The organism is Variovorax sp. CF313, assembly GCF_000282635.1.
Taxonomy (GTDB): Bacteria; Pseudomonadota; Gammaproteobacteria; order Burkholderiales; family Burkholderiaceae_C; genus Variovorax.
On sequence record NZ_AKIW01000007.1, the window covers coordinates 70,994 to 85,810 of the forward strand.

A 14,817-nucleotide genomic window follows, 5' to 3' on the forward strand; every position below is an offset into this window, starting at 1 on the left:
GGCCGTTATTCAAGCACTATTTGCTATCAAAAACATAGTTTGACGAGGCGCTGCGGGCCGCGCGTGGCGCGCGCAACAGCAGCATCAGCCCTGTGAACTGGCAGGCCGCCCCCACCCAGCCCACCGCGCCGACGCCGGCCAGTTCGATCGCCATGCCGCCCAGTGCCGAGCCGGCCGCAATGCCGAGGTAGATCGCCGACGCGTTGAGCGACAGCGTCATCGGCGCGCGCTCCGGCGCCAGCCGGATCAGCCGCACCGCCTGCGCCGGGCCGAACCCCCAGCCCGCGAAGCCCCACAGCGCCGACAGCCCCACGATCAGCGGCAGTGCCAAACCGCGCGGCAGCATCTGCGCCGAGAACGAGAGCCCACCAAGGATCAGCACCAGCATCAGCGCGAAGCCCTGCGCCATGCGATCGGCGCCGAAGCGGTCGGTGGCCCAGCCGCCGGCCGCGGTGCCGATGGCTGCCGCCACGCCGATGGCGAAGAACACCGCGCTCGCGCCTTCGGCGCCGAAGCCCAGCGTCTCCGAGAGGAACAGTGCAATGTAGGTGTAGAAGCTGAAGCCGCCCGTGGCCCACAGCATGCTGATCAGCAAGGCCGGCAGCACGCCCGGCTCGCGGGCCACGGCAAAGGCCGGCGCGCGCTTTGCAGCCGCCGGGGCCTGCGCCAGCGTGCGAGGCAGCCCGAGGGCGAGGCCCAAGGTGGCAAGCGCCGCCGCAGCCGCGATCAGCAGGTAGGCCGTGCGCCAGCCGCCCCAGCCGGAGATCCACGCACCCAGCGGCACGCCCAGCGCCACTGCCACTGTGCCGCCGCCGGTCACGATGGCCAGCGCCCGGCCGCGCAGCGCGGGCGACACCATGGCGGCCGCCACCGCGCTCGCGGTCGGCAGGAACACGCCGGCCACCAGCCCCAGCGCGACCCTCGCGAATGCCAGCTGCGCAAAGCCGTGCGCCATCGATGCCGCCAGCGTCAGCGCCGAGAAGGCCGCGAGGCTGGCAATCAGCAGCGGCCGGCGACCAAAGCGCGCCAGCAGCGCCGCCATCACCGGCGAGCCGATCGCATAACTCAGCGCGAACAGCAGCACCAACTGCCCGGCCCGTGCGGCACTGACCTGCAGGTCGGCCGCCAGCACCGGCAGCAGTCCCGCGACCATGAAGCTTTCGGTGCCGATGGCGAAGGCCCCCAGTGCGAGCCAACCCAGGCTCAGGGGCAGGCGTTCAGGCGGTTGCGAGGTCGGGAGATCGGTGCCGTTCATGAGGGACTCCGTTGAAGCTGTGTTCGAGGCCTCCAGAGTACGTTTGCAATTGGCCCTTCAAAAGAACCACAATTAACGAAGTTTATGGAGCCACTTTTCGAACTCGCCATCCACCTGCCGGGCGCCGGCTCGCGCGAACTGCTGCGCGAGGTGCACCGCCAGCTGCGCGGCGCCATCCTCGACGGTCGGCTGCAGCCCGGCGCGCGCCTGCCCGCCACGCGCGCGCTGGCGCAGCGCCTGGGCGTGTCGCGCAACACCATGCTCGCGGCCTATGACCTGCTGCTGAGCGAGGGCTACCTGCTGGCGCGCCCCGGCGCCGGCACCTACGTGGCCGACACGCTGCCGGCCTCCCGGCGTGGCCGCGCCACCAAGGCCTCGCCAGCCCGGCGCGACCCCCGTCTGGTGCCACTCACCCTTCCGGGCGCCGACCTCGCACCCACGCTGCAGCCATTGCCAGCGCGCGACGACTTCCGCGTCGGCCTGCCCGACGTGAGCGTCTTTCCCTTCGACATCTGGCGCCGCCTGAGCGACCGCGCGCTGCGACGCGTCGCACGCCAGACCGCCGACTACGCCGACCCGCAGGGCCAGGGCGCGCTGCGCGAGGCCATCGCGAAGCACGTGTCGTTCACCCGCGCCGTCGGCTGCACCGCCGGTGACATCGTGGTCACGGCCGGCGCGCAGCAGGCCTTCGGGCTGCTCGCGCGCATCCTCGTCGTGCCGGGGCGCACGGTGGTCGCGGTCGAGCAGCTGTTCTATCCTTCGCTGCGCGAAGCCATGCTGGCCGCTGGCGCGAAAGTGGTGACCGTGCCGACCGATGACGAAGGCATGTGCGTGGACCGCATTCCGCCCGAGGCCCGCGTGGTCTGCGTGACCCCCTCGCACCAATTCCCCACCGGCGTGGCGATGTCGCCACCGCGCCGTGCCGCCCTGTTGGCCTTCGCGCGGGCGCGCAACGCGGTCGTCATCGAGGACGACTACGACGGCGAATTTCGCTTCGCCGGCCGCCCGCTCGATGCGCTGCAGACGCTCGACCGCGCCGAGTCGGTCTTCTACATCGGCACCTTTTCCAAGAGCCTGTTCCCCGCGCTGCGGCTGGGCTTCGTGGTGGCGCCGCCCTGGGCCCGCGCGGCGCTGGTGCGCGCGCGCGAACTGGCCGACTGGCACGGCCCGGTGCTGGGCCAGGAGACGCTGGCCGCTTTCATCGCCGAAGGGCACCTGGCGCGCCACATCCGCAAGATGCGCAGGCTCTACGGCGCGCGGCGCACCGCATTGCTCGAGGCCCTGGCACGCCACGGTGCGGGCCGGCTCGAAGTGATTCCTTCGGACGCCGGCCTGCACCTGTCGGCCCGGCTGCACGGCGGTACGCGCGCCGATGCGGTGGTGGAGCGCGCCGCCGCGGCCGGCATCACGCTGCCGCCGCTCTCGCGTTTCGCGCTCGATCCGCACGCGCCCGGCGTGTCCAACGGCCTCGCCTTCGGCTACGGGCTGATCGCCGAGCAGCAGATCGATGGCGCGATCCGTCGGCTGGTCGCGTTGCTCTGACGGTCAGGTCAGGCGATTCCGAGCGTCCGCCTGTTGGCCGCCACGTCCACCCCGCCCGCCGCGAAGTCGTCGAAGGCCCGGTCCGCCACCTGGATGATGTGGTCGGCGATGAACGTTGCGCCCTCGCGCGCGCCGTCTTCCGGGTGCTTGATGCAGCACTCCCACTCCAGCACCGCCCAGCCCGGAAAGTCGTACTGCGCCAGCTTCGAGAAGATGGCCTTGAAGTTCACCTGCCCATCACCCAGCGAGCGGAAGCGCCCGGCCCGGTTGATCCAGCTCTGGAAACCGCCGTACACGCCCTGCTTGCCGGTCGGGTTGAACTCGGCGTCCTTCACGTGGAAGATCTTGATGCGCTCGTGGTAGTGGTCGATGTAGGCCAGGTAATCGAGCTGCTGCAGCATGAAGTGGCTCGGGTCGTACAGCAGGCAGGCGCGCGGGTGGTTGTTCACGCGCTCCAAAAACATCTCGTAGCTCACGCCGTCGTGCAGGTCTTCGCCGGGGTGGATCTCGTAGCCCACGTCCACGCCCACGGCGTCGAAGGCGTCGAGGATCGGCCGCCAGCGGCGCGCGAGTTCGTCGAAGGCTTGCTCGACGAGGCCCGGCGGGCGTGGCGGCCACGAATACAGGTACGGCCAGGCCAGCGCGCCCGAGAAGGTCGCGTGCGCCGTGAGGCCCAGGTTGGCCGAGGCCTTGGCCGCGAAGTGCAGCTGCTCGACCGCCCACTGCTGCCGCCGCACCGGGTCGCCGCGCACCTCGGGCGCCGCGAAGCCGTCGAAGCCCGCGTCGTAGGCCGGATGCACCGCCACCAGCTGGCCCTGGAGGTGCGTCGAGAGTTCGGTGATCTCCAGACCGTGCTTTGCCAGCGTGCCCTTCACCTCGTCGCAGTAGATCTTGCTCTCGGCGGCGCGCCGGAGGTCGAACAGGCGCGCGTCCCAGCTCGGGATCTGCACGCCCCTGTAGCCCAGCCCGGCGGCCCAGCCGGCGATGCCGTCGAGCGTATCGAACGGGGCGGTGTCTCCCGCGAACTGGGCCAGAAAAATGGCGGGGCCCTTGATGGTTTTCATCGGCTTGTCTTCCTTCTTCGTTGGGGCGGCGTTGAAAGCATACTTGGCGTGTCGTCCGACCCCGTGCGAGAGGCCAACGAGCCAAAATGGACTTTCCTTTTCGCATCCATCGTCCGGTTCCCACTGACGACAGTCCCGCGATGACACAACCTGTTTCCGCCCGACTCAAGATCGGCCTGTCCGCCTGCTTCTCGCATGCCGACCCGGCCCGCTCGCTCTTCACCAACAAGACGCTGCAGTACGTCGAGCAATCGATCGCGCATTGGCTCATGTCCGCCGGCGCGATGGTGGTGATGGTGCCCTGCCCCACCGGCGAAACCGCGCGCGGCGACACCAAGCTTTCACACTACGCAGAGTGGCTCGACGGTGTCGTGATGCACGGCGGTGCCGACGTCTGGCCCGGCAGCTACGGCGAAGTGCCGCTCAAGGATGCGTGGATCGGCGACCAGATCCGCGACCTCTACGACCTCGCGCTGGTCGAGGCCTTCGAGCAGGCCGGCAAGCCGATCTTCGGCGTGTGCCGCGGGCTGCAGCTCATCAACGTGGCCTTCGGCGGCACGCTCTACCAGGACATCGAGGCCCAGCACGCTGGCGGCCTGCGCCACCGCGACCCGGTCACCTACGACCAGAACTTCCACGAGATCGAGCTGGTGCAGGGCACGCGGCTTTCCAAGCTCTTTCCGCAGGTGCAGAAGGCGCGCGTCAACAGCATCCACCACCAGGGCATCAAGGGGCTCGCACCGGGCTTCGAGATCGAGGCCTGGAGCCTGCCCGACCGCGTGCCCGAGGCCATCCGCCGCCGGTCCGACAAGGGCCGCAGCTACATCGCCGCGACCCAGTGGCATCCCGAGTTCCACAAGTACGGCAGCACCGAGACGGTCGACGACACGCCGATCCTGCATGACTTCTTGTGGGCCTGCGCGACCGCCAGGGTCGCGCCCAAGACGTCGCCGGGGTCCGGCCCCGCCAAGATCCGCGACCGCGCGGCGCGAGTGTTGCGACAGGCGCTGTTGCGGCGCTGACGCGATCGGGAGGATGGCCGCCGGCCGGGCCTAGCGCCGGTCGGAGCGGTTCGTGCTGCCGCTGACGCCGGCATCGATGGTGCCGAACACCGTGACACCACTGCCCGGCGACGCACCGGCGGAGCCCGACGATCCGGCCGAGCCCGTTCCGGCGCAGCCCGCCAGGACGGCCCCCATCGCAAGGGCGAACACAGCTGCAATGAATGACTTCACGGAAAACTCCAGGAAAGGGTGGGACTGCAGACCACTATAGGCCGCAGCCCCGGCTGGCCTTGTAACAGCCCCGGCCCTTGCTGCGTTGCTACTCCGGCTTCGCGCCAGAGGCCTTCACCGCCGCGCCCCAGACGCCGATCTCGCTCGCCACGAAGCGGTCGAACTCGGCCGGCGTCGTGGGCGCGGGCTCGGAACCGCGCTCGCGGATGAAACGCGCCATCTGCTCGCTCTTCAGGATGTCCGTGACTTCGCGGTTGAGCCGCTCGACGATGTCGGGTGGCGTGCCGCGCGGCGCCATCAGGCCGAGCCAGCCCACGGCCTCGAAGTTCTTCGTGCCCGCCACGCCGCTTTCGCGCACGGTGGGCACGTCGGGCAATTGCGAGGAGCGTGTGGCCGAGGTCACGGCCAGCGCCACCGCCCTGCCCGACTTGATGTGCGGCAGCGCGGCCGTCACCGAGTCGACCATCAGCGGAATCTGGTTGCCCAGGAAGTCCGACTGCGCGGGTCCGCTGCCGCGGTACGGAATGTGCGTGATGAACACGTGCGCCGCCGACTTGTACATCTCGCCCGAGAGATGCTGCGTGCCGCCGATGCCGGCGCTCGCGTAGCTCAGCCGCCCGGGCTCGGCCTTGGCGCGCGTCGTGAGGTCGGCCAGCGTTCGGATGCCGCTCTCGGGCGTGGCGAGGAACACCAGCGGCACCTTGGCGATCAGCGAGATGCCGACCAGGTCCTTGCGCGGGTCGAAGCCCGGCTTGGCATAGAGCGTCTGGTTCACCGCCATCGCGCTGCCGGCCACCACCAGCGTGTAGCCGTCGGGCTGTGAGCGCACCACGAACTCGGTGCCGATGTTGCTGCCGGCACCGGCCTTGTTGTCGACGATCACCGGCTGGCCCAGCCGTTTGCCGAGCTGTTCGGCGAGCGCGCGGGCGAAGATATCGGTGGCCTGTCCCGGCGGGAAGGGCACGATCAGCCTGACGGGCTTGTCAGGCCAGGCCGCGGCTTGTGCGAGGCAGGCTGTGCCCAGCAGCATCGCTGCAGCCAGGCCGGCGGCGAGATGTCGGCGCCGCATGGCTCAGGGCGCCGAAAGATGCTTGCCGACGATGCCCGCGAGCTCGAACATCGTCACCTGGTCCTTGCCGAACACCGGCTTGAGCTTGGCGTCGGCGTTGATCGCGCGCTTGTTGGCCGCATCCTGCAGGCCGTTGGCCTTGATGTAGTCCCACAGCTTCTTGATGACCTCGGTGCGCGCCACCGGTTCGGCGCCGATCACCGCGGCCAGCGAGTCGCTGGGCTTCAAGCCCGCGCCGGGCTTGCGCGGCGCGGCTGCCTTCTTCGCTGCCGGGGCCTTCTTCGCGGCGGGCGTCTTCTTCGCCGCCGCCTTCTTGGCCGCGGGCGCGGCCTTGCCGAAGGTCTTGCGCGGCGGGAACTTGCTGCCGCCCTCGCGCGGCGCGAACTCGAAGGTCACCTTGCCCTCTTCGGCGTTCCAGGTCAGGAAGGCCTTGAAGGCGCGGCGCGTGCGCATGCTCACGAACTTGTCGAGCAGGTCGGTCTTGCCGGTGGCGAGCAGCTTTTCCATCTGCGCGCGCTCCACCGGCTGCTGCAGGATGATCTTGCCGGTCTTGAAGGTGCAGCTGGGCGTCGGCTGCGCATTCGTCGGCACCGACTTCTCGCAGACGTAGTTGCTGCCGTGCTCGAACACCGGCGCGCCGCACACCGGGCACGGGCCCACGGTGTCCTGCTCGCTGAAGTCGACGATCTCGCCGGTGTCGCCGTTCTTGTCGTCGCCGAAGTCGAACTCCAGCTTCCAGTTCTTCGCCTCCTCGTCGAACTTGAGAATGATCTCGGAGGTGAAGGGCCAGCCGGCCTTGGAGCGGAAGCCTTCCAGCGGGCCGATGTGCTTGTCGTGCAGCAGCGCCTCGGCCTCGGCCACCTCGAAGGTGCGCCCGGCCGGCGACTTGCCGAAGGAGAAGCCGCAGGCATCCTCGCCCGTGCCGCTCTTGCCGACGCAGCCGTAGCGGCGGTAGTTTTCCTTCACCACGCCGCCGCAGTTGGGGCACGGCGTCTGCAGGGTCGCATAGTCGCCCGGCACGGTGTCGCGGTCGTACTCTTTCGCCTTCTTGACGATGTGCTCCGTCATCTCGGCGATCTCGCGCATGAAGGCATCGCGGCTCAGCGCGCCCTTTTCCATCTGCGCGAGCTTGTACTCCCACTCGCCGGTCAGCTCGGCCTTGGAGAGTTCTTCCACACCCAGGCCGCGCAGCAGCGTCATGAGCTGGAAGGCCTTGGCCGTGGGGATCAGCTCGCGGCCTTCGCGCAGCATGTACTTCTCGGTGATCAGGCCTTCGATGGTGGCCGCGCGCGTGGCTGGCGTGCCCAGGCCCTTCTCCTGCATGGCCTCGCGCAGTTCGTCGTCGTCGATGGTCTTGCCCGCGCCTTCCATCGCGCCGAGCAGCGTGGCTTCGGAGTAGCGCGCCGGCGGGCGCGTCTTCAGGCCCTTGGTGTCGACCGACTCGGCCTTCACGATCTCGCCCGGCTTCACCGGCACGAGGCGCTTGCCGTCCTTGTCGTCTTCCTTCTCGTCGTCCTGGGCTTCCTTGCCGTAGATGGCCAGCCAGCCCGGCTTCACCAGCACCTTGCCGTCGGTGCGGAAGGGGTACTTCCTGCCGCCCTGCTCCACCGTGCTGATGCGCGTGGTCACCTGGTACTCGGCGCTCGGGAAGAACACCGACATGAAGCGGCGCACCACGAAGTCGTAGAGCTTCTGCTCGGCATCGCTCAGGCCGCTGGGCGCCTGCAGCGTCGGGATGATCGCAAAGTGATCCGACACCTTGGCGTTGTCGAAGATGCGCTTGTTGGGCTTCACGTAGTTGCCGTCGACCGCCTGCTGGGCGAACGGCGCCAGGTGCTTCATGCCGCTGTTGGCGAGCATGCCCATGGTCTGCTTGACGACGGGCAGATAGTCTTCCGGCAGCGCGCGCGAATCGGTACGCGGATAGGTCAGCGCCTTGTGGCGCTCGTACAGGCTCTGCGCCAGCGCCAGCGTGGTTTTGGCCGAGAAGCCGAAGCGGCCGTTGGCCTCGCGCTGCAGCGAGGTCAGGTCGAACAGCATCGGCGAGGCTTGCGTGGTGGGCTTGCTCTCTTCCGTCACCGTGGCGGGCTTGCCGCGCGAGGCGTCGGCGATGGCGCGGGCGTCGTGCTCGTTCCACACGCGGTCGGCGCGCTGCTCGGGATCGGGTTCGCCGTTGGCCAGCAGCGGCGCGTTGGCCTTCTTCCAGTCGGGGTTGAACCACTTGCCCGGGTACTCGCCGGCCTCGGCCGCGAAGCTGCCGTGGATTTCCCAGTACTCGCGCGAGACGAACTTGCGGATCTGCTCCTCGCGCTCCACCACGACGGAAAGCGTGGGCGTCTGCACGCGGCCCACGGTCGTGAGGAAGAAGCCGCCGTCGCGCGAATTGAACGCCGTCATGGCGCGCGTGCCGTTGATGCCCACGAGCCAGTCGGCCTCGGAGCGCGAACGCGCGGCGTCGGCCAGGCCCTGCATCTGCTTCTCGGTGCGCAGCGCGTCGAAGCCGTCGCGGATCGCCTGCGGCGTCATCGACTGCAGCCACAGCCGTTTCACCGGCTTGTGCAGGCCCGACTTGCCGCCGGCGTACTGCTCGATCAGGCGGAAGATCAGCTCGCCCTCGCGGCCCGCGTCGCAGGCGTTGATGAGCTGCGTCACGTCCTTGCGCTTGGCCTGCTTGACCACGGCGTTCAGGCGCGTCTTGGTCTTGTCGACCGGCTTCAGGTCGAAGTGCGGCGGGATCACGGGGAGATTGGCAAAGCTCCACTTGCCCCGCTTGACGTCGAACTCCTCGGGCGCCTGGATCTCGACCAGGTGGCCCACGGCGCTGGTCACGACGTAGCTTTCGTTCTCGAAATGCTCGTCGTGCTTGTCGAATTTCCCTGCCACCGGCGTGAGGGCGCGGACGATGTCCTGTGCCACCGACGGTTTTTCTGCGATTACCAAAGTCTTTGTCATCTAAGGGCTCTCTATACTCTGCGGCTTCCCGCGTGTGCACACGCGCACACGCGCATGTGTGCATATTCAAACTAACAGACTTCGGCGATGCCTTCCAAATCCCCACTTTCCGCCGGCCGCCGCATCCAGATGCGGCGCTCGGATGTCCACGGCAACGGTGTCTTCGCCGTGCAGGACCTGGCCGAAGGCGAGACGCTGATCGAATACAAGGGCGAGGTCATCAGCTGGAAAGAGGCGCTGCGCCGCCATCCGCACGACCCGGCCCAGCCGAACCACACCTTCTACTTCCACATCGACGACGGGCGTGTGATCGACGGCAACGTCAAGGGCAACGATGCGCGCTGGATCAATCACTCGTGCGAACCGAATTGCGAAGCAGACGAAGTCGATGGGCGCGTTTATATCAAGGCGCTGCGAAACATCTCTGCGGGCGAAGAACTCAATTACGACTACGGCCTGATCATCGACGAGCCGTACACGCCGAAACTCCTGTCCGAATTTCCCTGCTGGTGCGGCTCGGAGCAGTGCCGCGGCACGCTGTTGACGCCCAAGGACGACGAGAAGAAAAAGAAGAAGAAAGCCAGGAAGGCCGAAAAGAAAAAGGCCGAGAAAAAAGAAGCGAAGAAGGCTGAAAAGAAGGCCGAGAAAAAAGCCGGCAAGAAATCGGAGAAAAAATCCGCGAAGAAGGACAAATCCGACAAGGATTGACCATGAGCAGCAGCACAACGGCCGACTGGTTCGAAGACCGGATCGCCGCGGCGGTTGCGCCGCTGCTGCCCGGCTTCGCCGTCGAGGCCGTGGCCGAAATCGATTCCACCAACACCGAGCTGATGCGCCGCGCGCGCGGCGGCCGTGTCGAGCCCGTGCTGCTCGTGGCCGAGCGCCAGACTGCGGGGCGCGGCCGCCTTGGGCGGCCCTGGCAGAGCGCGCAGCAGAACGAAGAGCCCGCGTCGCTGACCTTCTCTCTCGGCCTGCCGCTCGCGCCGGCCGACTGGTCGGGCCTGTCGCTGGCCGTCGGCGTTGCCGTGGCCGAAAGCCTCGACCCCTCGGGCGTTCACAAGACCGGCCTCAAGTGGCCCAACGACGTGTGGGTCGGCGACTGCAAGCTGGCCGGCATCCTCATCGAGACCGCGCTGCCGTCCACCGGCCGGCCGGATGCGTCGCGCTACCTCGTGATCGGCATCGGCATCAACATCGGCGCGCGCGAAGCCGATGGCATGCGCACGCCGCCGGCCTGGCTGCGCCAGTGGCGTCCCGAGGCCACCGCGCCCGAGGTGCTGCACGAACTGGCCGAGCCGCTGGTGCGCAGCGTGCTCGACTTCGAGGCCAGGGGCTTCGCGCCGTTCGCTGAGCGCTTTGCCGCACGCGACGTGCTGCGCGGCCGCGAAGTGGCGCTCAGCGACGGCACCGCCGGGCTGTGCGAAGGCGTGGCCTGGGGCGGCGAGCTGCAGGTGCGCACCGACGCCGGCCTGCAACTGGTCTCCAGCGACGAAGTCAGCGTGCGCCCTCGCGGCATGGGGTTCTGATCCGCATGAAGCTGCGCCTTTTGCTCGTCGTTCTGCTGATTGCCAACGCCGGCTATTTCCTGTGGGCGCGCGGCGATCTCGCCGGCTTCGGCCTGGCGCCCGCCGCGCTCAGCGAACGCGAGCCGCAGCGCGTGGCGCGGCAGATCCATCCTGAATGGCTGCAGATCCGCAAGGAAGCTAGAACCGGCGCGCCGACGCCCTGATCCAGCGGGTCAGGAGGGCGTCTCGCTCTCGAAGCGCACCGTGAACAGCGCGCCCGGCGGCTGCTTGCCGGGATGCGCATCCTCCAGCTTCACCTGCGCGCGATGCTGGTTCGCGATCTCCAGCACGATCGGCAGCCCCAGCCCCGAGCCGTCGGCCTCGTTGCCGAGCACGCGGTAGAAGGGCTCGAACACCAGCTCGCGGTCGCTCTCGGCGATGCCTGGGCCGTTGTCTTCCACCTGCAGCAGCAGCACGTGGCCGAAGGGGTCGGCCAGCACGCGCACGGTGATCAGTCCCGGGCGCTGCGGCGTCGAGGGCGTGTAGTTGATCGCGTTGTCGACGAGGTTGCGCACCAGCTCCTTCAGCAGCGTCGCGTTGCCGTCGAACACCACGCCCGGCGCCCCGGCCTCGGCGCCGTCGTAGCCCAGGTCGATGCGCTTCTCGATCGCGCGCGGCACGGCCTCGCGCACCACCTCGATGGTGAGCCGCGCCAGGTCGCAGGGCTGGTGGTGCGCGTTGGCGCTGTTGCCCTCGGCGCGAGCCAGCGACAGCAGCTGGTTCACGGTGTGCGTGGCGCGCTTGCTCGCACGGCCGATCTGCTTGAGCGACTGCTTCAGTTCGTCGGCATTGGCGCCTTCGCGCTGCGCCAGGTCGGCCTGCATGCGCAGGCCCGCCAGCGGCGTTTTCAACTGATGCGCCGCGTCGGCCAGGAATCGCTTCTGCGTGCCGATCGAATCGTTGAGCTTGTCCAGCAGCTCGTTGACCGAGGACACCAGCGGCACCACTTCCTGCGGCACCGACGATTCGTCGAGCGGGCTCAGGTCGCCCGGGCGCCGCTCGCGGATGCGCGCCTCCACCACCGACAGCGGCTTGATGCCGCGCACCAGCGCCAGCCAGATCAGCAACACCGCCAGCGGCAGGATCGCGAACTGCGGCAGCAGCACGCCCTTGATGATCTCGGCCGCGAGCACCGACTGCTTCTCGCGCGTCTCGGCCAGCTGCAGCAGCGAGGGCGGCACGTCCTCGGCGCCGCTGGCGATCCACAGGGAGGCCACGCGCACCGGCTTGCCGTGCACGTCGCTGTTGTGCAGGAACACCTGGCCGGGCGGCAGCGGCTCGTCGAGCCCGGGCAGCGGAATGTCGCGCTCGCCGCTCAGCAGCGTGTCGTGCCCGTCGAACAGCTGGTAGTACACGTGGCCGGTGTCGTCGGCCCGCAGGATCTCGCGCGCCGACTGCGACAGCGCGAACTGCGTGTGCCCGTCCTTCACCGTCACCAGCTCGGCCAGGGCCTTCACGTTGTGCTCGAGCGCGCGGTCGAAGGGCGCGTTGGCAATGCCCTGCGCCACCAGCCACGTGACGCCGATGCTCACGGGCACCAGCAGCAGAAGCGGCGTGAGCATCCAGTCGAGGATCTCGCCGAACAGGGAGCGCTGCGCGCGCTGGAAAAGCTTCACTGGGCTTGCCCCAAGGCTTCGCGCTTGGCAAGGAGCATCAGGGCTGGATCTTCTCGAGGCAGTAGCCCAGCCCGCGCACCGTCGCGATGCGCACGGGGCCCTTCTCGATCTTCTTGCGCAGGCGGTGGATGTAGACCTCGATGGCGTTGAGGCTCACCTCCTCGCCCCATTCGCACAAGCGGTCGACCAGCTGGTCCTTGCTCACCAGCCGGCCGGCGCGCTGCAGCAGCACTTCGAGCAAGCCGAGTTCGCGTGCCGACAGCTCGATCATCTTGCCGTCGATGGTCGCCACGCGGCCGGCCTGGTCGTAGACCAGCGGGCCGTGGCGGATCGTGTTGCTGGTGGTGCCCATGCCGCGCCGGGTGAGGGCGCGTACGCGCGCCTCGAGTTCCTGCAGGCTGAAGGGCTTGGCCATGTAGTCGTCGGCGCCGTGGTCCAGGCCCTTGACGCGTTCCTCCACGCTGTCGGCCGCCGTGAGCACCAGCACCGGCAGCTGCGAGCCGCGCGCGCGCAGGCGCTTGAGGATCTCGATGCCGTGCAGGTTGGGCAGCCCGAGATCAAGGATCAGCAGGTCGAATTCGTCGTGCGTCATGAGGGCGGTGTCGGCCTGCGAGCCGTTCGCCACGTGGTCGACCGCCGCGCCCGAGGTGCGCAGGCTGCGCAGCAGGGCATCGGCCAGCACCTGGTCGTCTTCGGCAATCAGAATCCGCATATGCGCCACCTCCGGCTGTGTCGGCGCCCCTTGGCGCGCGTTGGTCTCCGCCTGGGAGTCTAGCCCGCCGTATAGGCTTCGAGTCCGATGGTTACCACGGTGGCAATGTCGTTTCCCACGCTGCCGCGGAACTCGCCTTCGGCCTGCGTCACCGCACTGCGGAAGGCGTCGAGCCAGGCCAGGCCGTCGGCCGTGAACAGCACGCGCCGCGCCCGCGCGTCCAGCGGGTCGGGCCCGCGCGTCACCAGCCCCCAGGCTTCGCACTGGTCGACCAGCGCGCCCATGGCCTGCTTGGTCATGCCGGCGCGCTCTGCCAGTTCGGTCAGGCGCGAGCCTTCGCGTGCCAGATGGCGCGTGATGTGGATGTGCGCCGCACTCACCTGCGCGCGCGCCGCGAGGTTCGACAGTGCCAGCGGCACGCCGACGTCATGTGCCATCAGCTCCAGCACGCGCTCGTCGAAGCGGCGCATCGCGTGGCCCAGCAGGCGGCCCAGGTGGGTCTGGCGCCAGGCGTCGGGATCGGTCGGGAACGCGGCTTCGGACATGGCGCCAAATGGTAAAGCAAACTGACCAAAAAATGGGTTTACTCGAGTCAATGAACCCCTACACTACTGTTCAAGCATCCAGCCTGTAATTAAAAGCAGATGGATTGAAACCCAACACAAACCGTTGATATTCAAGGAGTTTCCACATGGACGCAGTCGTCAAGGGCGCAAGCATCTCGGTCGCCAACAGTGAAAAGGCCAAGGCCCTCCAGGCCGCACTGGCCCAGATCGAAAAGCAGTTCGGCAAGGGCACGATCATGCGGCTCGGCGAAGGCGAGGCGCTCGAAGACATCCAGGTGGTCTCCACCGGTTCGCTGGGCCTGGACATCGCGCTGGGCGTCGGCGGCCTGCCGCGCGGCCGCGTCATCGAGATCTACGGCCCTGAGTCGTCGGGCAAGACCACGCTCACGCTGCAGGTCATCGCCGCCATGCAGAAGCAGGCCGGCACCTGCGCCTTCGTCGATGCCGAGCACGCGCTCGACGTGCAATACGCCCAGAAGCTCGGCGTGAACCTGTCCGACCTGCTCATCAGCCAGCCCGACACCGGCGAGCAGGCGCTCGAAATCGTCGACTCCCTGGTGCGCTCGGGCGCTGTTGACCTGATCGTGGTCGACTCCGTCGCCGCGCTCACGCCCAAGGCCGAAATCGAAGGCGAGATGGGCGACTCGCTGCCCGGCCTGCAGGCCCGCCTGATGAGCCAGGCGCTGCGCAAGCTCACCGCCACCATCAAGAAGACCAACTGCATGGTCATCTTCATCAACCAGATCCGCATGAAGATCGGCGTGATGTTCGGTTCGCCCGAAACCACCACCGGCGGCAATGCGCTGAAGTTCTACGCCTCGGTGCGCCTGGACATCCGCCGCATCGGCACCATCAAGAAAGGCGACGAGGCCATCGGCAACGAAACCAAGGTGAAGGTGGTGAAGAACAAGGTGTCGCCGCCGTTCAAGACGGCCGAGTTCGACATCCTGTTCGGCGAGGGCATCAGCCGCGAGGGCGAGATCATCGACATGGGCGTCACGGCCAAGATCGTCGACAAGTCGGGCGCCTGGTACGCCTACAACGGCGAGAAGATCGGCCAGGGCCGAGACAACGCCCGCGAGTTCCTGCGCGAGAACCCCGAGCTGTCGCGCGAGATCGAGAACAAGGTGCGCGAATCGCTGGGCATCCCGCTGCTGGCCGCCGATGCCGGCGCCACGCCCGAGAAGCCGCAGAAGGCCGCGAAGGCGGACAAGGCCGACAAGGGCGAGTAAGTACAGGCG

General features: G+C 68.3%; 14 protein-coding genes. 6 read left to right on the forward strand and 8 right to left on the reverse strand.

Annotated features, from left to right (window positions below; genetic code table 11):
- Nucleotides 1-16: 16 nt before the first annotated feature.
- A complete protein-coding gene (locus PMI12_RS02320) occupies nt 17-1,255 on the reverse strand; it encodes an MFS transporter (RefSeq protein WP_007828665.1) in 1,239 nt (412 codons plus the stop codon).
- An 84-nt stretch (nt 1,256-1,339) separates the two neighbouring features.
- Here PMI12_RS02320 and pdxR point away from each other — a divergent pair, with 84 nt between their 5' ends.
- The gene (gene pdxR, locus PMI12_RS02325; RefSeq protein ID WP_007828666.1) at nt 1,340-2,797 is read left to right on the forward strand and encodes a MocR-like pyridoxine biosynthesis transcription factor PdxR; all 1,458 of its coding nucleotides are present in this window, start codon (nt 1,340-1,342) and stop codon (nt 2,795-2,797) included.
- An 8-nt stretch (nt 2,798-2,805) separates the two neighbouring features.
- Here pdxR and PMI12_RS02330 read toward each other — a convergent pair whose 3' ends face one another.
- Nucleotides 2,806-3,861, reverse strand: a complete 1,056-nt coding sequence (locus tag PMI12_RS02330; protein ID WP_007828672.1) for a sugar phosphate isomerase/epimerase family protein — start codon at nt 3,859-3,861, stop codon at nt 2,806-2,808.
- A gap of 140 nt (nt 3,862-4,001) precedes the next feature.
- On the opposite strand from PMI12_RS02330, the gene PMI12_RS02335 reads away from it, so the two are divergent.
- Complete coding sequence (locus tag PMI12_RS02335) at nt 4,002-4,883, forward strand: gamma-glutamyl-gamma-aminobutyrate hydrolase family protein (protein WP_042672665.1); 882 nt, start codon at nt 4,002-4,004, stop codon at nt 4,881-4,883.
- 30 nt (nt 4,884-4,913) lie between these two features.
- Here the strand turns inward: PMI12_RS02335 and PMI12_RS02340 are convergent, their stop codons facing one another.
- The 3 genes from PMI12_RS02340 to PMI12_RS02350 form a co-directional block, all read right to left on the reverse strand.
- Entirely contained in the window at nt 4,914-5,096 is a 183-nt protein-coding gene (locus PMI12_RS02340) for a hypothetical protein (protein WP_007828680.1), read from the reverse strand.
- Between the two features lie 88 nt (nt 5,097-5,184).
- A complete protein-coding gene (locus PMI12_RS02345) occupies nt 5,185-6,165 on the reverse strand; it encodes a tripartite tricarboxylate transporter substrate binding protein (RefSeq protein WP_081502609.1) in 981 nt (326 codons plus the stop codon).
- 3 nt (nt 6,166-6,168) lie between these two features.
- Nucleotides 6,169-9,117, reverse strand: a complete 2,949-nt coding sequence (locus tag PMI12_RS02350; RefSeq protein ID WP_007828684.1) for a DNA topoisomerase III — start codon at nt 9,115-9,117, stop codon at nt 6,169-6,171.
- Between the two features lie 87 nt (nt 9,118-9,204).
- On the opposite strand from PMI12_RS02350, the gene PMI12_RS02355 reads away from it, so the two are divergent.
- The 3 genes from PMI12_RS02355 to PMI12_RS02365 are packed head-to-tail and all read left to right on the forward strand — an operon-like array spanning nt 9,205 to nt 10,846.
- Nucleotides 9,205-9,825 (forward strand): SET domain-containing protein, encoded by a 621-nt coding sequence (locus tag PMI12_RS02355; protein ID WP_007828686.1) that lies wholly within the window; start codon nt 9,205-9,207, stop codon nt 9,823-9,825.
- 2 nt (nt 9,826-9,827) lie between these two features.
- On the forward strand, nt 9,828-10,643 hold the full coding sequence (locus PMI12_RS02360; protein WP_007828692.1) for a biotin--[acetyl-CoA-carboxylase] ligase: 816 nt from the start codon (nt 9,828-9,830) through the stop codon (nt 10,641-10,643).
- Between the two features lie 5 nt (nt 10,644-10,648).
- Nucleotides 10,649-10,846: a hypothetical protein gene (locus PMI12_RS02365; protein WP_007828694.1), complete on the forward strand. Its 198-nt coding sequence runs from the start codon at nt 10,649-10,651 to the stop codon at nt 10,844-10,846.
- 9 nt (nt 10,847-10,855) lie between these two features.
- Here the strand turns inward: PMI12_RS02365 and PMI12_RS02370 are convergent, their stop codons facing one another.
- Genes PMI12_RS02370 through PMI12_RS02380 form a run of 3 tightly spaced genes read right to left on the reverse strand, consistent with a single transcriptional unit; the run spans nt 10,856 to nt 13,555 of the window.
- Nucleotides 10,856-12,298: a sensor histidine kinase gene (locus PMI12_RS02370; protein ID WP_007828696.1), complete on the reverse strand. Its 1,443-nt coding sequence runs from the start codon at nt 12,296-12,298 to the stop codon at nt 10,856-10,858.
- 37 nt (nt 12,299-12,335) lie between these two features.
- Nucleotides 12,336-13,010, reverse strand: a complete 675-nt coding sequence (locus tag PMI12_RS02375; RefSeq protein ID WP_007828698.1) for a response regulator transcription factor — start codon at nt 13,008-13,010, stop codon at nt 12,336-12,338.
- Nucleotides 13,011-13,069: 59 nt separating this feature from the next.
- Nucleotides 13,070-13,555: a MarR family winged helix-turn-helix transcriptional regulator gene (locus tag PMI12_RS02380; protein WP_007828700.1), complete on the reverse strand. Its 486-nt coding sequence runs from the start codon at nt 13,553-13,555 to the stop codon at nt 13,070-13,072.
- Nucleotides 13,556-13,701: 146 nt separating this feature from the next.
- Here PMI12_RS02380 and recA point away from each other — a divergent pair, with 146 nt between their 5' ends.
- Entirely contained in the window at nt 13,702-14,808 is a 1,107-nt protein-coding gene (recA, locus tag PMI12_RS02385) for a recombinase RecA (protein WP_007828702.1), read from the forward strand.
- The last annotated feature ends 9 nt before the right edge of the window (nt 14,809-14,817 follow it).